Consider the following 22,270-nt stretch of genomic DNA (forward strand, 5'->3'; position numbering starts at 1 on the left):
GGTTGACTGCCACCAGCCGCCCGCCGAGGAGGACGTCCCGATGGCCCCAACCGCTACGCGTACGGGGCAGTGGTTACCGTACACCGCCGCCGTCATCGCCGGCCTGGTGGTCATCGCCGGGGCGTTCGTGTTCGTCCGGCAGCGTGAAGCCGGCTGCGCCACCACCCTCCAGGTCAACTCCTCCACCGAGAAGGCGGCGCTGCTGGTCGACCTGGCCGAGCGCTACAACCGCAGCGACCGGTCGATCGCCGGCGGCGGCTGCGCCCAGGTGCACGTCAGCGCGTTGAACTCGGGCAAGGCCACCGAGGCGCTGGCTACCGACTGGACCCACACCGGCCTGCCGCAACCACAGGTCTGGCTACCGACGTCGAGCCTGTGGACCGGCCAGCTCCGGCTGCTCGACGAAGCCGCCGGCCGGGAGTTGCAGACTCCGGACCACTACCCGTCGATCGCCAACAGCCCGCTGGTGATCGCGATGCCGCAGCCCAAGGCCGAGCTGGTCCGCAAACGCGGGGAGCTGGGCTGGGGCGAGATCCTGGGCCTCTCCGGGCGGGACGGATGGACGGACTTCGGCAAGCCGGAGTGGGGCCGCTTCACCTTCGGCAAGGACAACCCGAACCTGTCCACCTCGGGGCTGGCGGCGACCATCGCCACCTACTACGCGGCGGTGCAACGGGCCAGCGACCTGACCCGGTCCGACCTGGCCGAACCCGCGGTCACCCAGTTCGTCCGTCGGATCGAGGCCAACGTGTCGCACTACAGCGACGACTCGGTGGACCTGCTGCGCAGCCTCGCCGAGGCGGACCTGGCCGGCGGCGCGGCCAGCACGGACGACATGAGTGCCATCGTCCTGCAGGAGGAGCTGGTGGACCTCTACAACACTGGTGCGTTGAGCCCTCGGCAGGACGGGCAGGAGCGGGGCCGCCGACCGAACGTCCCGCTGGTCGCCGTCCATCCCAAGGAGGGCACGTTCAACCTGGACCATCCGTTCGTGGTGCTGCCCACCGCCGACAAGCGGCAGCGCGCGGCGGCGACCGACTTCCAGAAATTCCTGACCGAGGGCGCCCAGCAGGAGAGCTTCGCCCGCCTCGGCTTCCGGGACCACGAGCGTCGGGCCTCGGCGGAGCTGCTTGCCAGCGTCGGCGCCGAGCCCAGCGGCGGGCTCAGCTACTTCGAGCCGCCTGCCCCGGAGGTGGTCGGCGCGATGCTTGACGGTTGGCGCACGCTCCGCAAGAAGGCCAACATCCTGATCACCCTGGACACCTCGGGGTCGATGCAGGCGAAGGTCGGCACCCGTACCCGATTCCAGGTCGCCGCGACGGCGGCGGGCAAGGGCCTCGCGTTGCTCAACGCCGAAGACCGGGTGGGTCTCTGGTCGTTCTCCTCGGAGACCAAGCAGCATCCGAAGAGCCCCTACCGGGAGGAGGTCCCGCTCGGCGGGTTCGACCAGACACGGATCAACAACAAGATCGCCGGCCTGCAGGTCGTTGGCGACACCGCGCTCTACGCGACGGTCCGGGCCGCACACCGAGAACTGCTCGACCGGTACGACCCGCAGCGGATCAACGCGATCGTCGTGCTGACCGACGGCAAGAACGAGTACAGCAAGGACAATGACCTCGCCCGGCTGCTCGCCGAGGTCGCCCTGGACCCGCGGCGTCCGGTGAAGGTGTTCTGCATCGCCTTCGACCGGGACTCGGACTTCGCCACCCTGGACCGGATCGCCAAGGCGTCGTCGGGCAAGGCCTTCGACGCCACCGATCCCGCCAAGATCGACGAGGCGTTCGTGAAGCTGGTCAGCAGCTTCTGACGCTCTCCCCTGGCCGGCACCGCGCCGGAGCGGCGATGGCCGGTCGAGCCGACGAGAGGCGACCATGACGCGGACGTTCCTGCAGTCGGATGAGTTGCACGACCTGGTGGCGGAGCAGTTCGGCTCCCACAGCCGACTCACCTACCTGCACCGGCTGACCGGCGGCAGCAAGAAGGGCGTCTACCGGCTTGGGCTCGACGGTCAGAAACCCGTGATTCTGTATGTGTGGGCGGCAGGCGAGAATTACTGGCCGCCGTCGCCGGCGGTCCCGGACGACCCGTTCACCGACGCGTCGGGCGCGGAACTGTTCGCGGCCAACCACGCGGCGCTCACCGCCGCCGGTGTACCGGGCGCTCGGCCACCTTGACGCAGCAGCGGCCCGCGCCCCGCGCCTGGCTGATGCGCATCACCGGATCGCCGCCCGCCTGCATCATCTCCGTGACCGGGTGGCGCCACGCCAGGAGTACGCACTGGTGCACGGTGAGCTTGGACCGGATCACGTGCTCGTCGCGCCGTCCGGCGAGCCGATAATGATCGACATCGAGGGTTTGACGTACTTCGACGTGGAATGGGAGCACGCCTGGTTGCAGATGCGCTTCGGCGAGGCGTATCCGGCGCTGCGTCCGGTCGATCTGGACCCGGACCGGTTGGAGCTCTACCGGTACGCGCAGGTGCTGTCGCTGATCGAGGGTCCGCTGCGCATCGCGGAGACCGACTTCCCGAATCGGCGATGGATGCTCGACCTGGCCGAGTGGAACATCACCAAGGCACTCGCCGCAATCTGATGCCTGCCGCGGCCCGTTGTCCTGCCGGTGGGGGCAGGCGCTCCGCCTGCCCCCACCGGCTGTGCCGTCACACCAGTCGGCGGCGAACCCACCAGAGGGAGAGCAGGGACAGCACGACGGCCACCGCGAACAGCACGCCGAACTCCCGCCACTGCAGGCCCCAGAACTTCGAGCCGGACACGTAGGTCACCTTCAGGCTGAGGTTCTGCTGCCCCAGCCATCTCTGGCACGTCTCGCGCCCACCGGACGCCCGCGGACCGCACTGGGTCACATCGGCCGGACCGCTGAACTCTGCTCCGGTCGAGGTGATCGTGGTGCTCGACACGACCCAGTCACCCCTGCGCTCGGGCTCGACGTGGACCGTCATGTGCCCGGTGTCGGGGTTCATCGAGATCCCGAAGTCACCGTCGAACGTCAGACGGGTGACGGTGGTGACCGGCTGGGCCAACCAGGGGCGCACCACGAATGGCGCGGCGATCTGGAGGCCGACGACCACCAGCAGGGTCACCGCCATCGCGGCGAGGGTCCGCCGCAGCACCAGGCCGGTGAAGACACCCACCACGAAGGCCAGCGTCGCGTAGCCAATCGCGACGATCCCCCGGGCCGCGAACACCAGCGGGTTCATCCGGTCCGCCGAGGCCCCGTCGATGGGCTGCGCCCACTCGGTCAGCACCAGGCTGAGCAGGCCGGCGCCGAGCGCTGCGGCCCCAGCGCCCACCGCCAGCTTGACCAGCAGCCAGCGGACACGGCTGACGGACTGGCTGAAGACCATGCGGTACGTGCCGGACTCGAGCTCCCGGGCCACCAGCGGCGCGCCCCAGAAGATGCCCACCAGGGCGGGCAGCAGGTACAGGGCCGCGATGGCTGCGATGTGGAACTCGTTCGCCCATTTTGGTTGCAGCGCTTGGAGGAACGCTTCGCCGGCGGCGAGGCAGGCATCGCCCTGGCAGCCGGTGTATCCGGTCTGCTTGGCCAGCTCGGTTACCTCCGCCCAGGTCAGCGTCAGACCACCCAGGACCACCAGCAGCAGGCCACCGGTGGCCAGGGTCGGGGTGCGGAACTGCCGCCAGGTCATCCAGATCATCGCTGTCCCTCCAGAACCCGTTCCGGCCCGTCGCCGGTGGCTCCGCTCATGTACGCCAGCACAATGTCCTCCAGGTCCAGCCGGTCGACCTGCCAGGACGGGTCGACGATCGGCGCGGTGCTGCGCACCACCAGGGTCGACTGCACGTCGGTGTGGCTCTGTTCGACCAAGGCTCGCCCGGCGCCCAGGTCGGCGGTGTCGCGCCGCTGCCCGACCAGGCGGTGGTGGGTGGCCAGCAGATCGTCCACGTCACCGGCCACCCGCACCCGCGAGGCGACCAGCACGATCAGGTGGTCGCAGACCCGTTCCAGGTCGGCGACCAGGTGCGAGGACATCACGACGCTCATGCCCTGCTCGGCCGTCAGCTCCATCAGCCCCTGCAGGAAATTGCGCCGGGCGAGCGGGTCGAGTGCCGCCACCGGCTCGTCGAGCAGCAGCAGATTGGGCCGCTTGGCCGCGGCGACGGTCAGGGCCAACTGGGCGCGCTGGCCGCCGGAGAGCTTGCCCGCCTTCTGCGCCGGGTCCAGGCCGACCTGGGCGATCCGCCGCTCGGCGAGCGCACCGTCCCAGGACGGGTTGAGGTGCGCGCCCATCCGCAGGTGGTCAGCGACGGTCAGGCCGGCGTAGACCGGAGTGTCCTGCGCGACGAACCCGACCTGCGGCGACCCGCTGACCGGCCGCACGCCGAGCACCTCGATCCGCCCCGCGGTCGGATCGAGCAGCCCGCAGGCCAGTTGCAGCAGCGTGGACTTGCCGGCGCCGTTCGGCCCGACCAGGCCCACGACGTGGCCGGCCGCGATGTCCAGAGTGCAGTCCTTCAGTGCGGAACGCCGCCCGTACCGCTTGGTCAGACCGTCCGCGAGCAGGGCGCTATTCATGCTCGGGCCTCCGAAAAAGCCCGAAAGCTGCTGAGGAAGAGCGCCTCGATGCTCTCGTCGTCCAGGCCCGCCTCCCGAGCCTCGGTCAGCCAGCGCGCCAGGTCCTGCCGCAGCGGCTCGTGCTTGCTCAGCGAGTCGCCGCCCAGCGTGCGGGTGACGAACGTGCCCAGTCCCGGCCGTGCCGTGACCAGACCCTCGTACTCCAGCTCGCGGTATGCCTTGGACACCGTGTTCGGGTTGATCGCGACCCGGGCCACCACCTCCTTGACGGTGGGCAGCTTGTCGCCTTCGTTCAGGACCCCGAGCCGGAGCGCGTGCCGTACCTGTCGGATGAGCTGCATGTACGGCGCAACCCCGGACCGTGAGTCCAGGTGAAACTCGATCATCTCGCCACCCCATTCCACTAGTTACCTAGCACAATAGAGCCGCGGGTGCTCCGCGCGCTACCGAACGGCGTCACCTCGCGTCATGGGATCTCTCCTCATCGAGCAGTGGTTCAAGTTGCCGAAGCAGGGCCGCTCGGCTGACGTTGGGCGGCAGCTCGATCCGCAGGCTGATGGTCGCCCCCTCGACCGTCAACACCACCGGCTTCTGATGGTTGCGCAGGCGCCAGTTGCAGATTGCGGCGACCAGTGCCTCCGCCTGCGGCTGCAGCGTGGCCAGGGTGGCCAGATTCGCCTCAACTCAGCCGGTAGCAGTAGCTTGACGCTCGTCACGTCTCCCCTCTCACGAGTGATGCGATCCGTTCCTGCACGGCTGGATCCAGCTCGTGGAGCGTGGTCGAGGCGACCGCACCGCTGAAGTAGCCCTGCACGTGATGTATCCCCAAACGGAAGATCTCGTACAGACTTACTGGAGCGTCATCATCGAAGCCCTCGACAATGACCGTCCTCGGCTGCCCGGTCTGTCCCTGGTCGCTGGCATAGCGAGCGACACGCGCCACGAGCGCGAGTTCCTCCAACGCCATGGGGTGGTGCAGGATCGCGCGGTCGACCTTGATCTGGGTGAGCGGGAGCTCGGCCATCCGCGCCAGCGATGCGTAGCCAACTCCGAAGTCGTCGACCGCGAAGCTGATCCGAAGCTCTCGCGCGAGCGTGGTCAGCCGGTTGTGGAAGTAGACCAGGGGCTCCTGCGGCCACCGCTCGCCCGGCTCCGGTGTGATCGGATCCTGCTCGGAGATCTCCAATGTCAAGGTTCGGGGATGCAACCCTGCCTCGGTGAGCGCTTTGCTCACCTGGTTGAGGTACGCGTCGCTGAGCAGTGAGCGGACCGCCACGTTGACCGACAACGGCTTGGTTCCCTGCCATCCCGACGCAGCGTCGGCCTCGGCGTAGGAGTGGATCGCCTTGGCCAGGAGGATGGCATCACGTTCGACGACGAAACGGTCGCCCCAGTCGTGAGCCATGCGCAGCGCGGACCAGGGAGCGCGCAGCTCGCGGTCGTTGCGGCGGGCGAGGGCCTCGAAGCTCTGCACGCTGACGCCTGTCGCGCGTTTGTCCAGTTCAACTACCGGCTGAAACACCATGATCATCGACCCGACCAGCTGTTGGTAGAGGCCGAAGGCGTCGTCGTACAGCTTGAGCGGTAGTCGACCGAAGGAGGTACGCAGAGCGGTCAGGACGGTCATCTCCGACTGCAGCGGATCGGCCACCGGATCGGACTCCCAGACCGCGCGGAGCATGACGGCCAGCGGTTCACCCATGTCCAACTGAGCAAGTGCCGGGTCGACCACGGCGAGGGTGAGAGTGCGGTCGCTGGCGAACGAGAGAGGTACGCAGAGCATCCGACGACCGACCCCGTGCGAGACGACAAAGCCTGGTGTAGCCCGCGGATGCTTCACCCTGTCGACGGCCGCGGTCTCCAGCATCGGCGACAGGCTGTCCTTGTCGAAGCGTGCCGTTCGGTTCACCACACCGAAGCTGCTTCCCGTGAACTCGACGACTGCGGCCGACTCCGCATCGAGCGCCTGCCGGATGAGCTCGACGCGTCCGTCGCGTTCGCTCTGCTGAGAATGGAGGGGTGAACGCACGTCCGCCCGGAAGATCCGATCCAGCAGCTGCCGGATCGAACTTGTCTGGTCCTCGAGTGGGTTGAGGCAGGGACGCGAGATGCCCGGGTTCGCCGGGCTGCTGAGCGCTTGGCGGTCGTGGCGGGACATGGGCGGTTGGGTCAGCACGGTGGTGGCGCCGTAGACGTGCGCCGTGTGTACCGGCGGCGGATCCATGCCCTGCTCGGCGACGAATGTCGCCATCTGCGCGAACGACACCCGTCCGGCCTCGTCGCCCGCCCCGCCCCGCAGCGCCCGCAAGACGTGGTGCGTCAGTGTTCCGTGCCCGTGCTCGGCGCTCTCCCGGGTCACCGATCCGCTGGGGCAGGCGAGCAACGCGTTGTGCCGTGGTCGGTCCACCGTCTCCGCGTAGGACTGCAGAACCTTGATGTTGCGTCGGTCGGCATCGGCGTAGACACCCGCGTGGCAGCAGTCGAGCACCAGGAACGAGGCACCCGCGAAGGCGTCGAAGATGTCCCGCTTGAGGAAGGACATCCGCAACCCGTTGTCGGGTTCGCGCGCAAGCATCCCCGGGTTAAGGTCGGCCGTGACCAGATAGGCGTCGAGCTGGTCGCTCCATTGTGGGACAAGCGTATGACCGGCGAAGTAGACGAACAGAACATCCGACGGCGCGGAGCGCAGAGCCAAGTCACGCAGGAACAGCTTGATCTCGCGCCAGGTGGCGTCGGGACCGACGAACATCTGCACCGCACCGTCGTCGAAGGTGCCGATGTCCTGGTCCAACAACACGTCCCGCAGGGCGAGAGCATCACTCTCGGCGTACCGAAGCGGTGGCAGTTGAACGTCGCGGCCGCACTGGTCGACTCCGATCAGGACTGCCCAACGTCTACTCGACGCCATCAACCCCCCAAGGCGCTCGCTGCGGTGACAGCGTGAGTTCAGCTCGATGCCGCGAGTGACACTAGCGGCAACTCGGGGTACAAGCCGCCCTGAGCAATCAGTCAGATTGTTGTCACGGCACCGGCCCGGACCAATCTGGAACCGCCCGAAGAGTCACCTGATAGCCGATGTTTCAGCCTCCCTGGGCAGAACACCTGACGGCACGCTGCTGCCAAGCGCACACAGCACAGGATGCGACTACGTGAGCGCATCGCTACTATGGGTCAGCAATCCAGGGGGAAGGGGTCGTACCCGCGTGCGAAGTCCCGCCATCGAAACCGCGCCGACGTCCGCGCCGGGCCGACCCGCGCCACTCGTGGCCGGCCGGCTGCGCAGGCTCGCCCGGCGGCTGATGCTGATCGCGGCCGCCGTCGGGGCCGGTTTCGTCGTGGCCGCTCTGTTTCAGGGGCCGGCCGCCGCCGACGGCGTGCGCGGCGGGTCCGATGCGGCGCTTCATCGCGAGGTCGGCGGCCTGATCGAGCCGGTCGCACGGCTCACGGTTGCCGACCGCCCCCGCCACGACCGCCAACGAGCCGCAGGTGCCGACGACCGCCGCCGCGACAAGCTCCGTGCCCCGCTGGCGGAGCCCATCGGTGGCGTCGTCGCCCCCCGCGAGAGGGCACCCTCGACGGAGCCTCGACGGTTGACCGCTGCGTCGTCGCCCGTCAACCCACCGCTGCCCCGGGCCGGCGCGTCCGTCCCAGCCGATGCGGCAGAGCGCGAAGGGCTCCGGCCGGCTTCCGTAGCTCGCGCGGCTCATCGTTCGGCTCACCGTGTCGACCTGTCGCGGCCGGCCACTGATCAACCGCGAAAGCCAGCCACCGCCGCCCCCAGTCCGACCGCGCCGCTCGCGCCGGCCGTCTCACCCGTGGTGGGCCTGATCACCGCACCCCTGCCGTACGTCGTCGACATCGTGAGCACAGTGCCGATTCGGCCCGTCCTCGTGGCGCTCCTCCGTGTCGCCGATGCCGTTCTGCCACCCGTTCTCGGCCCGGTGACCGTTCCGGCGGCGACACTTCCACTGCCCGTGCCCCCAGTGCTCGGGCCGGCGGCCGGGCCGGTGAGCGACCCTGCTCCCCCACCGACAGTCCCGACACCACCTGCGGAACCGGCACTGGCCCCCGTACGCGCCGCAGTGCCGCAGACCCCGGCCGCGCCACCGCCGCTGTCCGTCGTCGGCCCCGCGCGTGCCACGGCCCCGACGGGGCACCTCGCCGCACACCCGGGACCGCCGGACGCGGGGGGTGTGTTCCCTGGTCAGCCCGTCACGCCCGGCGACCAGGATGCCGCTGGCGTCGATAATGGATCGACGCCCGGGTCGGGGCTGGTCCGGCCGCTCGACCGGCAGGCGCATTTCGGTGCCGGGCAGCCCTGCGACCTCGTACCGCTTCTGGTCGAGAGCCGAACTCCGCCTGCGATCGCCCGCCCCGGCTGAGGCGGGTCGACCGACCCGGTGGCTGGCCCGAGCGGCCCGCTCCACCCGCTGGTCGGTCGATCAGTGCCCGCGCCCGTCCGCCGTGGCGGTGCCGCCGGCCGATGCCCACCCGTCTGTAGCGCACGACCGCCCGGACCAACCCGTGGACGTTCCGGGATCGGTGGCAGTCGTGACGCGTACCGGAGATCGGAGAAAACGTGGTGATCCACGTTGTCATCGCCGAGGACATGGGTTTGCTCCGCGGGGCGCTCTGCGCCGCGCTGTCACGCGAGGAGGACATGGAGGTGGTCGCCGACGTCGAGGGTGTCGGCGAGCTGTTGACGGCGGTCCGTCGGTGCCGACCGCAGGTGGTGGTGCTGGCGCTGACTCCGGAGCTGCCCGACCCGGTCGAGGTGGTCGCCCGCATCGACGTCGAGGCGCCGCACGCCGCCGTGCTGGCGATGAGCCCTCGGTGGAGTCCGGCGCTGGTGGAGGCGGCGCTGGCAGCCGGTGCGCGCGGTCTGGTCGGGAAGGACAGCCCGCTGGCGGAGTTGGTGCGGGCGATCCGCGCCCTCGCGGCCGGGGAGCGGGCGATCGACCCGGCCGCGGCGGTCGCGGTGCTGAGTCCCCCGGAGATGCCGTTGACGCCTCGGGAGATGGACGTGCTGCGAATGGCGGCCGAGGGTCTGCCGCTGAAGGAGATCGCCGTCCGCCTCTACCTGGCACACGGGACGGTGCGCAATCACCTGTCGGTGATTCTGCGCAAGACCGGGGCTCGCAACCGGTTGGAGGCGGTGTCGCGCGCGCGGCGTAACGGCTGGCTGTAGTCGTCGGGGCGGGTCCGGTTGGAGATGTCCGGACCCGCCCCTCGTCACCGTGCGGACCCGCTGGATGCGTGTTTGAATGTTGACGTTGAGTGATCGCTATCGGAGTGCGGGAAGGCTCATCGTGATCCGTACCCTGCTCGCCCTGGACGGTGCCCTGGTGTTGGGCGCGCTGTCGTTCGTCCTCGCCGCCGAGGATGACATCCGTGTCGTGGCGGAGGTGGATCGCGGCGACGCGGTCTCCGCGGCCGTTCGCGCCCAACGCCCCGACGTGATGGTGGCCGACCTCGACTTCGTCGAGGGAGTCGATCCCGGCCGCCTCGGCCTGTGCCCCGTCCTGGTGCTGGCCCACCCGCATCGGGCCCGGCGGCTGCGCGGCCTACTCTGCCCGACCAGGGCGGTCGGCATCCTGCGAAGCGACGCCGCCCCCCAGCGGGTCATCGACGGAATCCGCCGGCTCGCGCGCCGGGAGCCCGTGCTCGACGCGGATCTCGTCGTCGCGGCGCTGCGCTCGGACGGCCCGCTGACCAGCCGCGAGACGGAGGTGTTGCGGCTGACGGCCGCGGGGGCGCCGGTCGCGGAGGTGGCCGTGTCGCTCGGGCTCACCCGTGGCACCGTCCGCAACCATCTCGGTCGCATCGCGCGCAAGGTCGGCGCGCGTACCCGGGTGGAGGCCGTGCGGATGGCAGGCGAGGCGGGCTGGATCTGACCGGCGCCGAGTTCAGCCCTGCCGCGCCGACGCCACGTGCGGCACCACGGAGTCGTCCCAGCAGCCGACGAGCACCCGATAGGTGGCCGAGCGGATCAACAGCTCTTCGTGCGTCCCCACCACGGGCTCGTCGCCGTCGAGGACCAGCACCCGATCGGCGCGTAGCGCGGAACTGATCCGGTGTGCGATCACCACGAGGCTGCCGGGCCGCCGGGCGAAGGCGGCCTCGACCGTCGCTTCCAGCGCGGAGTCCAGGTGACAGGTCGCCTCGTCGAGGACCACCAGCGGGGCGGGTGCCAGCCAGGCCCGGACCGCCGCGATGAGCTGCCGCTCGCCGGCAGAGAGCACTGCCGGCGCGACCGGCGCGCCCAGACCGCCCAGGCGGGTCGCCAGGGGACGCGCGCCGAGCGCGTCGAGGGCGACCTCCAGCGTGTGATCGTCGGCGTCCGGCCGGAGGTAGCGGAGGTTGTCGGCGAGACTTCCGGTGAAGACGTACGCCTCCTGGGGCACCAGCACTCGCATCCGGGCGAGTTCGGCCGGCTCGACCTCGGCGACCGTCGCGCCGGCCAGGTGGACCGTGCCGGCCTGCGGCGGCACCAGACCGGCCAGCAGGGCGGCCAGTGTGGACTTGCCCGCACCGCTCGGACCCACCACGGCGAGATGGTCCCGGTCGGCCAGTGTCAGCGAGAAGTTCTGCAGGATGGGCCGGGCGCGCGGGCCGTAGCCGAAGGTCAGTCCCCGGACCTCGACGGCTGGCGAGCGGCCGGCAGGCGGCCGGCAGTGGGGTGACCGGGCTGCGGGGGCCGACGAGCGCTTGTCGTCGGACACCGGACAGGTGCGCAGGATGTTCTCCAGGGTGACCGCGTAGCGGAGCCCGCCGCCGCCGAGGCCCTGCACCAGGGTGTGCAGGGCGGGTTGCAGCCCGGTGGAGACGTAGATCAGCGCGCCCAGCACCGCGCCGGCGGTGAGACCACGCTCGACCAGCCACGGGGCGGTCACCATCAGCACCAGCAGTGGCAGCCAGCCGCCGATGCCGAGGCTGAGGCTGCGGATCGCCGCCATCCGGGCGAGCATGCGTTCGGCGGCGGCCTGCGCCGACACCCAGCGGGCCACGTCGGTCGTCACGCGTGTCTGGGCCCCGCAGGCCAGCACGTCGCGGTGACCGGCCAGCGCGGCCGCCGCGGACTGGCCGAGCCGCTCACCGGCACGGACGTACGCGCGCTGGTGCGTGACCATCGCCGGCAGCGCGGCGACGAACACGACCAGGCCGGCGACCAGCGGCGCGGCGGCCAGCGCCGCCACCACCGGTGCCAGGGCGAGCAGGCCGAGCAGGGCCGCGCCAGCGGAGAAGAGGAACCCGCGAGTCACCATCAGCAGACCGGCGAAGGTGTCGCGGACGATCTCCATCTGGTGGGTAAGCCGGGTCACGGCGGCGCTGTCCGGGCGGCCGCCCGCCCGGGTGGCGTCGCGCAGAGCACCCCGGACCACCTGAGCGGCCACCTCGTCGCGGAACGGCTCGACCACGGCACCGAGGCTCCGGTACGTCCGACCGGTGGCCGCCGCGCCGAGCAGCACGGCCACGGCGAGGCCCCCCAACCAGACCAGGCCGTTGACAGGACGTCCGGCCAGGAAACCCTCGTCGACGGCGCTGGCGACCAGGTAACCGGAGAGCAGCGCGGGCAGCGACTCGACAAGCGACCAGCCCCCGAGCGCGGCGAGCTCTCGCCGGCGGGCCCGCAGCGCCCGCCAGGTCACCAGGCGCACGCCGGGTCGGCTCACGACCCACCCCCGGCCAGCTGGAAGACGGCACGGTAGTCCGGGTCGGCCCAGAGTTGCCGGTGCGGCGCCAGGCCACGCAGTCGACCGCCGTCCAGCCAGGCGACGAGGTCGGCCGCCGCGGCCGCCGCGGTCCGGTGGGTGACCACCAGTCGGGTACGCTCCCCGGCTCGCCCGACCACAGCCTCGGTGATCCGGTGTTCGGTAGCGGTGTCGAGGCTGGACGTCGCGTCGTCCAGGATGAGCAGCCGCTCGGCGGCGAACGCGCGGGCCAGGCCGAGGCGTTGGGTCTCGCCCCCGGACAGCGGTGTGTCCACCAGCGGGGTGCGGTAGCCGCCGGGCAGACGGTCGATCACGTCGGCGACCGCCGCCATCCGGCTCGCCCGGAGGACCGCCGGCGTGGCCGGGCTGCGATCGGCAGGCGGCGCCGCCACGTCGACCGGCAGCGCCAAGCCGATCGCGTCGTGGACGGTCGCGCCGATCAGCACCGGCTGGTCGAAGGCGTAGCCGACGGCTCGGCGCAGCGCCGCCGCGTCGAGGTCCCGCAGCGGCACGCCGTCCAGTCGCACCTCACCGCCGTCGGGGTCGTACAGCCGACCCGCCACGGCCGCCAGGGTCGACTTGCCGGCGCCGGACGCTCCGACGACTGCCACTGTGGCGCCGGCCGGCACGTCCAGGTCGACGCCGTCCAGGATGGGCCGGCCGTCGTCGGCGTGTACGCACACCCCGCGCAGTCGCAGGGCGCCGCCGCCGGGTGGAAGAGGGCGATCGCCTGCCGGCGTGGCGGGCTGGGTCAACAACTCGGCGACCCGGTGTGCTCCCGCGCGGCTGCGGACCAGGTGGTTCAGGGTGGCGAGCACTCCACCGAGCCCGGCGCCCATGGCCGCGTACCGGACCGCGGCGACCAGCTCGCCCGGCGTGAGCCAGCCCGTGGTCAGGGCGTACCCGCCGACCGCGATGACGCTCAGGTTCAGCAGTGGCGCCACGGCCGAGGTGCGCGCACTCGCCCGGGCCAGCAGTTCCCAGGCGCGCCGGCCGTGCCGGTCCAGCTCCGGCAGGGCCGCCAGCACCCGGTCCTCCTCGCGCTGGGTGGTGCCGGCGGCGGCGATGGTCCGGGCACCGGTCAGCGACTCCAGCAGCCGGCCGGCGATGGTGCCGAGCACCCGTTGGTACCCGGCGGTCGCGGCCGAGGCGTCGGCCACGAAGGCGCGCATGAGGACGGCGAGCAGGCCGAGACCGGCGAGCAGGGTCATCCCGAGGACCGGTTCGATGATGGCGAGCGCGACGACGCTGCCGAGCGGCGGAAGCACCGCCACGATGGCCAGGACCACTGCGTTGCCGGCCTGGCCGGCGTCGGCGGCCTGGCCGACCATCCGGCCGACGAGGTCACCCACCGGGTGCCGGCGGGTGGCGCGGACGTCCAAGGCGAACAGGTGACGCAGTAGGCGCCGGCGCAGCCCGGCGGTGGCGCGTGCCGCACCGAAGCCGCTGGCGAGGTCCGTCAGGGTGTCGACGCCGATGAGGACGACGACCAGGGCGCAGGCGGACACCGCCCACCAGCCGGAGCCGCCGGCGAGGGCGGCGTCGACGGCGCGGCCGAGAGCCGCGGGTAGCAACAGTTCGGCGGCCGCGCCGAGCAGCGCGACCGCCGCGAGTACGGCGGTCCAGCCGCCGCCCGCCAGGACCGTCTGCCGCAGCAGCCTGTCCCCCACGGCGAACGTCGGCATCGGTCCTCCCGTTGGTACGCGGTTGCCCTGGGTGGGCACGTCTACCCACCCAGGGCCCCACGTGTGCGTGGATCAGTTGCAGGTCGTGACGGAGAGCGAGCTGTCGCCGCAGAGCAGCAGGCTCGCCCGGCTACCGCCACCGGTGCGGTCGGCCGGAGCCATCTCCAGGCCCTGGAGGTCCAGAAGTGCCATGTCGTTCACCTCCCTTCCATCCGTTCGCCGATCGGGTCGCCCCCGCTGTCGCGAGGGAGTCTGTTCGCGCCCGGCAGGGGCGCGAGGAAGGGCAGCGCCGGCGGCTGGTCGTGCTGCGCGCTGGCCAGCGCGTACAGCACGCCGGCGGTGCCGGTGCCGAAGTCCATGGAGAGCCGCAGCAGTTGCTCACCGGGGAATGCGGTCCCGTCCCGGTACGGCAGCGCGTGCCAGGCCAGCCGGTCCAGTTGGGCGCGGAGTTCGCGGCGGTCGGCGTCGTCGGTCGAGGCGGCGAGGTAGGCGATGATGCCGGCCCGGCCGGCGAAGAGCCCGGACTGGGCGTAGAACGGTGAGCGGGCCGCGCGGCGAACCCCCGCGCTCGCCTCGGCGAATCGGTCGTCGGCCCGGTGGCGCAGGTACTGGTCGAGGACCAGACCGATACCCACACTGCCGTGCGCCAGGTAGGGCATGGTGCGCCAGCCCTCATTGACCTCCAGGGCGCCGTCCGGGCGCACCACACACCGGCGCAGGTCCTGACGCAACGCCGTGGCGGCGTGCTCCAACAGCTCGTCGTCCCCGCCGAGCTCGTAGAGCCGCAACAGCATCAGCGCCGGTCCGGTCCGGCCGCGCAGCAACCCGGCGTACGGATTGCGTCCGCCGCTGAGGTCCGGGCCCGGGTCCTCGGCCAACTGCCCGATCACCTGCTCGACGGCCCGCCACGCGGCGTCGCGCAACGACGCCTCCCCGGTACGCGCGGCCATCTCGGCCAGGTTGAGCGCGATCCCGGACAGGCCGCTCGCCAAGCTGTGGTCGAGCCCGTCCAGGGGTTCGCGCAGGCAGATGTCGAGAACGTCCAGCGCGTCCTGCCGGCGTCCGAGGTGCTCGAGCGCGTAGGCGACACCGTGCAGCCCGTCGTAGAAGCCGCAGCGGGTGCCGGACGGGGGCGTTGTCGCCCGCCGCACCAGCCAGTCTTCGTGCTCGGGCCACCGCCCGGCACCGCTCTTGTCGAGCGCGTACAGCACTCCCGCCGCCCCGTGGGCGAGGTTGAGGCCGCCGCTGCGGAACTGCTCGATGTCGCCGGGGAACAGCCGGTCGTCGCGTTCCGGGGTGGCGCTGGCCACGATCGCCGTCGTCAGCCGCTCCCGCGTGGTGCGCCAGTCATCCGCGCCAGGAGCCTCTGCTGGGTCGACGGTGACCCGCGGGGCACCGGTGATCTCCTCGACCGCCGGATCGAGGAAGGACCTCGGCACCGGGAAGTTCGCGGCGATGATGTCGGCCAGGTGGGTCACCTTCGCCGGGGCGAGTCGGACCAGCTGGGTCAGTGGCAGGAACAGCGCCAATCGCAGGCACGCCAGGGCGTACCTGTCGACCGCCGGGCCGGTCCGGTCCCTCGGTGCCGCGAAGCCCTGGTTGCGCAGCCCGGGTCGGCGGTGCCCGGCGATCGGGGCGGCCACCTCGAAGTCGACAAGGGCGACCCGGTCGTCCGGCCGGATCATGATGTTGAACAGGTGCAGGTCCCCGTAGACCAGACCGCGCTCGTGGATCGCCGCCACGACAGATTCGACCTGCTCGTAGATCTGACGGGCCCACCTGGCGTACGCCGCCCGGTCGCCGTCCGTCGCGTCGGCGTCGATCAGCGGGTACCTGTCGACCAGCACCTTGTTCAGCGGTCGGCCCTCGATGAACTCAAGCGCGAGGAACCGGTGCTCGCCGAGCGCGAACTCGTCGTGCACCCGAGGCACCTGCGGCAGGTCGGCGAGTTGCCGCAGGGCCTGCGCCTCGCGGGCCAGCCGGGCGACGGCGTCGGTGCCGTCGGCGTCCAGGCCGGCGTGCGGTCGGGCCTCCTTCAGCACCACAGCGGTGTCGGTGCGCAGGTCCCTGCCCACGTACAACCCGCCGCCGTTCGAAAAGTGGATCACCCGCTCGATCCGGTACGGCACCTGGTCCGTGCTGGTTCCGCTCCGCGCGGCCAGGTGCGGGCCGAGGAAGTCGGGCACTGTGACCCAGGACGGTACGTGGAAGACGGGCTCGCGGCGGTCCGGCACCAGCGTGCCGGAGTCGTCCTCGATCGCCGGCACCACCTGGCCGTCGGGAGAGTGGCAGTAGCGGGCGGCGAAGCCGCCGTAACGCACGTAGATCGGGCCGGCGCCGTAGCGGAGATCACTGAGGATGTACGGCCCGGGCTCGCCGGTGAGCAGTTCGTCGAGTTCCTTGCAGGCCAGCTCCAGCTCCGCGTCGTCGCGGGGATAGACAGTGATGAACTTGCCGCTGGCGGCCCGGGTGGCGTACTTGGAGTTGCGGAGCAGCAGCGTGCGCGGCCCGCGCAGAAACTTGAAGGACAGGCCGCGGGGGACGCAGTAGTTCCAGACCGCGTCCAGCACCCGCTCGGCGTTCTCCAGACCCGCCGACACATGAATCTTCCAGCCCTGCTGGGGCAGCGAGCCACCGTCGGGCGCGTAGATCAGCCAGTCGTCGAGCGGCTCGCGGCGCCAGCCGGTCGGCATCGGCCGCTCGGCGGCCGGGAAGACGGGCTGCGCGACGGCGCTGCCGAGCGAGTCGTAGAACAGCCGGTCCGCGGCGCAGTAGCTGTCGTAACGTTCGTCCACCGTCCCGCCGCCCCTCGAACTCGGCCGGCTCTTGTTCCGGCGTCGAATCGAGTCTCATCCACAGGACGCGGCGGGCTCCAGTGCGCTTAGTCACGACCTTCGATGCAGGGCGCACAGGTACTCATGACATAAGTCAGGCCCGCGCACCGTAGACGGCGGCGCCCATCGGCTCGTCGACGTCCAGGTCCGCTACCGCGGCGACACGGGCGATCATCATGTACTGCCCGATCACCATCAGGAGTTCGACCACCTCGCGCGGGGGGAGCAGCCCGGTCAGTGCGGCGGTGCTGTCGTCGGGCGGGCGGACGTCGCGGACGACATCGGTGGTGAAACGCAGGACGATCCGCTGGTCTGACGTGAAACAGTCGTCTCCGATCTCGTCGCGCCCGAGCGCGTGGATCATCTCGTCCGTGGCGCCGACGGAGCGGGCGATTGGCTCGTGCTGAACCCACTCATATTTGATGTCGCTCAACTGGGCGACTCGCAGGATCGCGATTTCGCGCAGCAGCGGGTCGAGGGCCAGGTCCGTGAGCAGCGTGCCGCCCCAGCGCATCCAGTCCGGAAACGCCGTCTCGGCGTTGGCCATGACGCGGAAGAAGTTCAGGGGACGGGCGGCCTGCAACGCGTCGCGGACCGGCGCTGGGGCATCGGCGGGGTTCACATAGGGCAAGCGACTCATATTTCCCCCTCAGAAGCGGCAAATCGGGTGCACCGGACCATATCCGATCCCAGATGCGCTCGCCGCGGATCCGTTCGGGGAGACTGGCGGCGGTGCGGCGGTGAGCACTCGTGCGCGACGAAGGCGGCTGGTGGGCCGAGCCAAACCCACGCTGACGCTCATCGATGTTGCAGAGCCGGCCCAGACGTGTTGGAATGGCTCATATCGCCGCAGCGCGGGGGCAACCGCGCTGGGAACGGCCAGCACGGGAGCATCGCAGCGCCGGCAGCGCGCCGCCTTGGCGGACGCTCGCCTGCCGGATCGCCGGGCCACCTCTACGACGACGGGCGTTTCTCCGGGCAACCATCCCCGCCTGCCGTAGGCAATACCCCCCCCCGGCACGTGTCTCCGACGGACGACGCACTCGACGCCTGACCCGCCGGGGCGTCCGATTCGGCCTGCCAGCACACCAGAACCGGCGACGAGGTGAGAAGCAATAATGATTTCCCGAGAGAGTCTCGCGGGGTGGTACCGAAACCGTTTCGTGTGGGTGGCGGTGATCCTGCTGGTGGTGTCGGCCGGCGCGCTCGTACTGGTCAATCGGGCCGACCCGGAGGCGAAGCCGGAGGACCTGCGAACGCAGATTACGGCCCGAATGCGCACCACCCTCGAACAGGCGGACCCGGGGCAGCACAACCACGCCGGACACGGTGCGCAGCAGGCGGCCACCACGGAGAAGCCGGCAGTGATCTGCGGGGTCCAGGTCTACGGCTACGAGCCGAGCGAGGCCACCGTGCTCGCCGACGTGCAGACGGTCTACGGCTTCCACCTCTGCGGGGTCGCCGAACAGAAGCGCCCCTGGGACGTGGCGGTCAAACTGGCCGGTCCCGTGATCATGGACATGTCCACCGAGCCTCCGGGCATCCAGGTGGTCGAGGCGACCGAGGAAGTCATGTTCACCGACCGGGTCCGGCAGATGCTCCCGCCGAAGTACGCGGAGCTGGCGCTCAAGGAGGCGCTGACCCAGTCGGAGATGGCAGACCAGCGCCGCCGGTACGACGCCGCAGCCGGCCTCTGACCATGCCCGGCGGCCGGTGGCGTGGTCGTTACCCGTACCCGGATCCGAACCGGGCGGCTGCGGACACCCCGGTCAGCTCGATCCACATCCGACCATAGATAGCATAGATCGATAAACGTTGATATTTAAGCTGATAGATGCAACAGTTGGCTTGGGAGCGTTCCCATTCAGATCTTTAGTCTCGAAGAGCGGAGGATGAACAGTGCGTTCACTCAAGTCCGATCGATCCGGCGGACGATCCCGGTCACCCGTCCGTCGGTCCCTGCGAGCGTTCGTCATGGTGTTCGCCATCGTGGCCGGCATGCTGCCCTTCACCGGGGCAGCCCAGGCGCACGGCACGATCATCAACCCGATGAGTCGCGCCTACCAGTGCTGGAAGGCCTGGGGCAACCAGCACATGAACCCAGCCATGCAGCAGCAGGACCCCATGTGTTGGCGGGCCTTCCAGGCCAACCCCGACACCATGTGGAACTGGATGAGCCAGCTGCGGGACGGCCTCGGCGGCCAGTACCAGGCTCGCACCCCGGACGGTCAACTGTGCAGCAACGCCCTGTCCAGGAACGACAGCGTGAACCAGCCCGGGGCGTGGAAGACCACCACCGTCAGCCGCAACCTCACGGTCCAGCTGTACGACCAGGCCAGCCACGGCGCTGACTACTTCCAGGTCTACGTCACCAAGCAGGGGTTCAACCCCGCCACCCAGAAGCTCGGGTGGGGCAACCTCGACCTGATCACGACGACCGGGCGCTACGCGCCGACGCAGAACATCTCGTTCAACGTCTCGCTCCCGTCCCGCAGCGGAAACCACATCCTGTTCGTGCTCTGGAGGGCGTCGCACCTGGACCAGACCTACATGTGGTGCAGCGACATCAACGTCACCTGATCGGCAGGACCGACAGCTGCAGCACTACTTCGGCCCAGGGCGTTCGCGTCCTGGGCCGAAGTGTTCTTCCGGTAGCACTCCGCCCGCGGCACAAACCGGCCTTGAGGGTCGGAACGGTCTGCGAGGATGTGGACACCAGCAAGGCCATGGCTCAGCACCGAGCGGATTCATCACGAGGAAGCACGACGGACGCATCGAGCCCGGCTGGAGGAGCACCGGTGTCGCACAGTGGGCAGCACCTCCCGGAGATCGTCGTCGGACTCGTGGCGACCCCACCGGACCACCCCGCCCGGGTGGCCGCGCGGCTCACCACCGAGCTGGCCGGCCGGCTCGCTGAGCAGGTGAGCGCGGATGTGCGGTGGACCGTTCGGGAAGGCTGGGGCGAGGTGGCGCCGCGACGCGACGGCGGCGTCGAGGCACTGCTCGACGATGTCGCTCGACGGCGCATGAGCGACAAGTGGGACATCGCGATCTGCCTGACCGACCTGCCCCTGCACGCCGAGCGGGTGCCGTTGGTCGCGCAGACCTCCGCCCGGCGCCAAGTCGCGATGGTGTCGCTGCCCGCGCTGGGACTGCACCAGCTGCGAGCAGCCCGTGCGGCCGTGCCGGATCTGGTGAGCCGACTGCTGACCGACGCTTCCGACCAGCGGGTGCCGCCGATCGAGCGGGCATCAGCCGAGATGGCAAGCCGGATGCCCGCCGTCCAGCGAGAGGTCGGCGAGGCCGACCCCGGTGAGCACCGCTACGTCGCCTCGGGGCTGATCGGCCGGGTACGGCTGTTGACCGGCATGGTCCGCGCCAACCGCCCGGGGCGCGCCCTGCTGGGTCTGTCCAAGCTGCTGGTCGGTGCGTTCGGCACGGCCGCGTTTGCGCTCACCACGGACACCATCTGGCAGATGGGCGATGCGCTCGGCGGACTCCGGCTCGCCGTGATCATGCTGCTCGGGCTGACCGCGTTGGTGGCCTGGTTGATCGTCGCGCATGACCTGTGGGAGAAACCAGACCATGACACACCGGCTGAGCTGGCTCGGCTGTTCAACCTGGGTACGGTCCTCACCCTCACGCTGGCCACGGCGGTGTCCTACGTGGTGCTGTTCGTGGGAACGGTGCTTGTCGGTGCGCTGCTGATCGACACATCAGTGCTCGAACAGACCCTGCAGCGACCGCTCAGCTTCACCGACTATCTGACGCTCGCCTGGATCACCAGCTCGCTGGCCACGGTGGGCGGCGCGATCGGCTCCGGGCTGGAGAACGAGGAAACGGTCCGGGCTGCCGCCTACGGCTACCATCCCGAACCCGGCGGCTGGCGGGACGAGAAAGACGCGCGGTGACCGCGGTCAGCTGGTGGGCTGGAAGACCGCCCGAACGCAGCCGTCGATTTTCTGCTTGAACATCTCGTAGCCGCGCGGCGCTTCGTCCAGTGACATGGTGTGCGTCGCGAGATGTTCGGTGACCAACTCGCCGCGGGCCATCCGCTCCAGCAGCATGGGAATGTAGCGCTGTCCGTGCTGCTGTGCGCCGCGCAGAGTCAGCCCCTTGTTCATCACCGCTCCGAGCGGGAACTTGTCCACCAAGCCGGCGAACACGCCCAAGATGAACACACTGCCGCCCTTGCGGCAGTTGTAGATCGCCTCCCGGGCAGCAATCGGACGGTCGGACTCGATCCGCAACTGCTGCTTGACCTGGTCGTAGAGGAATTGCGGACCGCTGCTGTGCGACTCCATACCGACCGCCTCGATGCACACGTCCGGGCCTCGACCGCCACTACGTTCCAGCAACTCGCCGCTGACGTCCTGCTGTTCGTAGTTCAGCGTCTCGACGCCGAGATGCGTCTGGGCCATCTGGAGCCGGTTGTCGAGTCGGTCGATCACGATCACCCGATCGGCACCGAGCAGCACGGCGGCGCGGGCCGCCATCTGCCCTACCCCACCAGCGCCCCACACCGCCACGACATCGCCCGGTTTGACCCCGGCGAGGTCGGCGCCCATCCAGCCGGTCGGCGCGGCGTCGGAGGCGAACAGGGCGCGTTCGTCGCTCACCTCGTCCGGGACGGCGAAGGCGCCCTGGTCGGCGTAGGGAACGCGGATATATTCGGCGTGGCTGCCGGCGAAGCCGCCGAGTGCGTGAGAGTAGCCGTAGCAGCCTCCGGGCGCCGCGCCCCAGACGTTCTCGGTGATCATCGGGTTCGTGTTTCCGTTGTCGCACAGCGAGAACTGTTTTTGCTGGCAGTACCAGCACTTGCCGCAGGAGACGAACGAACAGACGACGACCCGGTCGCCTACCTTGTGGTTGCGTACCTGCGGACCGACCTCGACGACATCGCCAAGGAACTCGTGCCCGAGGACATCGCCACGTTCCATGAACGGGATGTACCCGCCGAGCAGGTGCAGGTCCGAACCACAGGTCACGGTCCGACGGACGCGGACAATGATGTCCTGTTCGTTGCGAAGTTGCGGGTCCGGAACCTGCCGCACCGCGAGCTCGTTGGCTCCCTCCCAGACCAGCGCCTTCACAGTCGTCCCTCCCGCCGACCCTCACGGGTGGCCATCCGCAGTGGTTTGTTCATCGGAGTCGGCTCAGTGGTGGGTGGATAGTCGGGGTGGAGGACCTCGGCGGTCTCGATGAGCTGCTTCGACTCTCGCAGGGCAGCCCGGATCGCCTGCTCCGGATCTCGGCCGGTGGCTCGTCGAGCAGCGGCGGCAACAGGCAGTCGGGAACCATCGCGCAGCCGTACCGCGATCTCTGTCCCCCGATCGCCGGGGGCGGGCCGGAGCTGGACCTCGACGGCGTCGCCAAGGCCCGCCAGCGGCTCGGGGAGCTGTCCGCCGGGAGCGACGGCGTCGGCTGGTCCGTTCACCGTCGCCACGTGCCACCGCGGCCGGCGCCTAGTCTTCTGGCTTCG

The 22,270-nt window shown here is 70.3% G+C and carries 17 protein-coding genes and 1 pseudogene; 7 read left to right on the forward strand and 11 right to left on the reverse strand.

What is annotated here, in order from left to right; genetic code table 11:
- Window positions 1–40 precede the first annotated feature (40 nt).
- The gene (locus KBX71_RS04145; RefSeq protein WP_210816589.1) at window positions 41–1,810 is read left to right on the forward strand and encodes an extracellular solute-binding protein; all 1,770 of its coding nucleotides are present in this window, start codon (window positions 41–43) and stop codon (window positions 1,808–1,810) included.
- A gap of 64 nt (window positions 1,811–1,874) precedes the next feature.
- Window positions 1,875–2,595: pseudogene (locus tag KBX71_RS04150) on the forward strand (hypothetical protein).
- A 67-nt stretch (window positions 2,596–2,662) separates the two neighbouring features.
- Here the strand turns inward: KBX71_RS04150 and KBX71_RS04155 are convergent.
- The 4 genes from KBX71_RS04155 to KBX71_RS04170 all read right to left on the reverse strand — a co-directional run bounded on the left by KBX71_RS04155 (window position 2,663) and on the right by KBX71_RS04170 (window position 7,465).
- Complete coding sequence (locus KBX71_RS04155; RefSeq protein ID WP_210816590.1) at window positions 2,663–3,679, reverse strand: ABC transporter permease subunit; 1,017 nt, start codon at window positions 3,677–3,679, stop codon at window positions 2,663–2,665.
- Complete coding sequence (locus KBX71_RS04160; protein ID WP_210816591.1) at window positions 3,676–4,557, reverse strand: ABC transporter ATP-binding protein; 882 nt, start codon at window positions 4,555–4,557, stop codon at window positions 3,676–3,678. The genes KBX71_RS04155 and KBX71_RS04160 overlap by 4 nt, the downstream gene beginning before the upstream one ends.
- Window positions 4,554–4,943, reverse strand: coding sequence for a GntR family transcriptional regulator (locus tag KBX71_RS04165; RefSeq protein ID WP_196925917.1), 390 nt, complete (start codon window positions 4,941–4,943; stop codon window positions 4,554–4,556). The genes KBX71_RS04160 and KBX71_RS04165 overlap by 4 nt, the downstream gene beginning before the upstream one ends.
- Before the next feature lie 326 nt (window positions 4,944–5,269).
- The gene (locus tag KBX71_RS04170) at window positions 5,270–7,465 is read right to left on the reverse strand and encodes an EAL domain-containing protein (RefSeq protein WP_210816592.1); all 2,196 of its coding nucleotides are present in this window, start codon (window positions 7,463–7,465) and stop codon (window positions 5,270–5,272) included.
- Between the two features lie 1,671 nt (window positions 7,466–9,136).
- Between KBX71_RS04170 and KBX71_RS34500 the strand changes: the two genes are divergently transcribed.
- Window positions 9,137–9,745: a response regulator transcription factor gene (locus KBX71_RS34500; RefSeq protein WP_210816593.1), complete on the forward strand. Its 609-nt coding sequence runs from the start codon at window positions 9,137–9,139 to the stop codon at window positions 9,743–9,745.
- Window positions 9,746–9,866: 121 nt separating this feature from the next.
- The gene (locus KBX71_RS04180) at window positions 9,867–10,451 is read left to right on the forward strand and encodes a response regulator transcription factor (protein WP_124820977.1); all 585 of its coding nucleotides are present in this window, start codon (window positions 9,867–9,869) and stop codon (window positions 10,449–10,451) included.
- 12 nt (window positions 10,452–10,463) lie between these two features.
- Here KBX71_RS04180 and KBX71_RS04185 read toward each other — a convergent pair whose 3' ends face one another.
- From KBX71_RS04185 to KBX71_RS04205, 5 genes are all read right to left on the reverse strand, one after another.
- On the reverse strand, window positions 10,464–12,230 hold the full coding sequence (locus KBX71_RS04185; RefSeq protein ID WP_210816594.1) for an ATP-binding cassette domain-containing protein: 1,767 nt from the start codon (window positions 12,228–12,230) through the stop codon (window positions 10,464–10,466).
- Window positions 12,227–13,954, reverse strand: coding sequence for an ABC transporter ATP-binding protein (locus KBX71_RS04190; protein WP_210816595.1), 1,728 nt, complete (start codon window positions 13,952–13,954; stop codon window positions 12,227–12,229). The genes KBX71_RS04185 and KBX71_RS04190 overlap by 4 nt, the downstream gene beginning before the upstream one ends.
- Window positions 13,955–14,026: 72 nt before the next feature.
- Window positions 14,027–14,146 (reverse strand): SapB/AmfS family lanthipeptide, encoded by a 120-nt coding sequence (locus KBX71_RS04195; RefSeq protein ID WP_013734295.1) that lies wholly within the window; start codon window positions 14,144–14,146, stop codon window positions 14,027–14,029.
- A 5-nt stretch (window positions 14,147–14,151) separates the two neighbouring features.
- Window positions 14,152–16,749 carry a class III lanthionine synthetase LanKC gene (gene lanKC, locus KBX71_RS04200; protein WP_210816596.1) on the reverse strand — a complete coding sequence of 866 codons (2,598 nt, stop codon included), beginning with the start codon at window positions 16,747–16,749 and terminating at the stop codon, window positions 14,152–14,154.
- Between the two features lie 133 nt (window positions 16,750–16,882).
- Window positions 16,883–17,428 carry a carboxymuconolactone decarboxylase family protein gene (locus tag KBX71_RS04205; protein ID WP_210816597.1) on the reverse strand — a complete coding sequence of 182 codons (546 nt, stop codon included), beginning with the start codon at window positions 17,426–17,428 and terminating at the stop codon, window positions 16,883–16,885.
- Window positions 17,429–17,906: 478 nt separating this feature from the next.
- Here KBX71_RS04205 and KBX71_RS04210 point away from each other — a divergent pair, with 478 nt between their 5' ends.
- The 3 genes from KBX71_RS04210 to KBX71_RS04220 all read left to right on the forward strand — a co-directional run bounded on the left by KBX71_RS04210 (window position 17,907) and on the right by KBX71_RS04220 (window position 20,699).
- A complete protein-coding gene (locus tag KBX71_RS04210; RefSeq protein ID WP_210816598.1) occupies window positions 17,907–18,485 on the forward strand; it encodes a hypothetical protein in 579 nt (192 codons plus the stop codon).
- A 277-nt stretch (window positions 18,486–18,762) separates the two neighbouring features.
- Window positions 18,763–19,368, forward strand: a complete 606-nt coding sequence (locus KBX71_RS04215; RefSeq protein WP_167493076.1) for a lytic polysaccharide monooxygenase — start codon at window positions 18,763–18,765, stop codon at window positions 19,366–19,368.
- Window positions 19,369–19,586: 218 nt separating this feature from the next.
- Window positions 19,587–20,699 carry a hypothetical protein gene (locus tag KBX71_RS04220; RefSeq protein ID WP_210816599.1) on the forward strand — a complete coding sequence of 371 codons (1,113 nt, stop codon included), beginning with the start codon at window positions 19,587–19,589 and terminating at the stop codon, window positions 20,697–20,699.
- A gap of 6 nt (window positions 20,700–20,705) precedes the next feature.
- Here KBX71_RS04220 and KBX71_RS04225 read toward each other — a convergent pair whose 3' ends face one another.
- Window positions 20,706–21,881, reverse strand: a complete 1,176-nt coding sequence (locus KBX71_RS04225; RefSeq protein WP_210816600.1) for a zinc-dependent alcohol dehydrogenase — start codon at window positions 21,879–21,881, stop codon at window positions 20,706–20,708.
- The gene (locus KBX71_RS04230) at window positions 21,878–22,225 is read right to left on the reverse strand and encodes a hypothetical protein (RefSeq protein ID WP_210816601.1); all 348 of its coding nucleotides are present in this window, start codon (window positions 22,223–22,225) and stop codon (window positions 21,878–21,880) included. The genes KBX71_RS04225 and KBX71_RS04230 overlap by 4 nt, the downstream gene beginning before the upstream one ends.
- Between the last annotated feature and the right edge of the window lie 45 nt (window positions 22,226–22,270).

Source organism: Micromonospora sp. D93 (assembly GCF_018070365.1).
GTDB lineage: Bacteria > Actinomycetota > Actinomycetes > Mycobacteriales > Micromonosporaceae > Micromonospora > Micromonospora ureilytica.

Excerpts from the sequence above, each read along its gene's own strand:
- KBX71_RS04145 (WP_210816589.1), top strand. The coding sequence starts at position 41 with ATGGCCCCAACCGCTACGCGTACGGGGCAGTGGTTACCGTACACCGCC.
- KBX71_RS04155 (WP_210816590.1), bottom strand. The coding sequence starts at position 3,679 with ATGATCTGGATGACCTGGCGGCAGTTCCGCACCCCGACCCTGGCCACC.
- KBX71_RS04160 (WP_210816591.1), bottom strand. The coding sequence starts at position 4,557 with ATGAATAGCGCCCTGCTCGCGGACGGTCTGACCAAGCGGTACGGGCGG.
- KBX71_RS04165 (WP_196925917.1), bottom strand. The coding sequence starts at position 4,943 with ATGATCGAGTTTCACCTGGACTCACGGTCCGGGGTTGCGCCGTACATG.
- KBX71_RS04170 (WP_210816592.1), bottom strand. The coding sequence starts at position 7,465 with ATGGCGTCGAGTAGACGTTGGGCAGTCCTGATCGGAGTCGACCAGTGC.
- KBX71_RS04190 (WP_210816595.1), bottom strand. The coding sequence starts at position 13,954 with ATGCCGACGTTCGCCGTGGGGGACAGGCTGCTGCGGCAGACGGTCCTG.
- KBX71_RS04195 (WP_013734295.1), bottom strand. The coding sequence starts at position 14,146 with ATGGCACTTCTGGACCTCCAGGGCCTGGAGATGGCTCCGGCCGACCGC.
- KBX71_RS04205 (WP_210816597.1), bottom strand. The coding sequence starts at position 17,428 with ATGAGTCGCTTGCCCTATGTGAACCCCGCCGATGCCCCAGCGCCGGTC.
- KBX71_RS04210 (WP_210816598.1), top strand. The coding sequence starts at position 17,907 with ATGATTTCCCGAGAGAGTCTCGCGGGGTGGTACCGAAACCGTTTCGTG.
- KBX71_RS04215 (WP_167493076.1), top strand. The coding sequence starts at position 18,763 with ATGGTGTTCGCCATCGTGGCCGGCATGCTGCCCTTCACCGGGGCAGCC.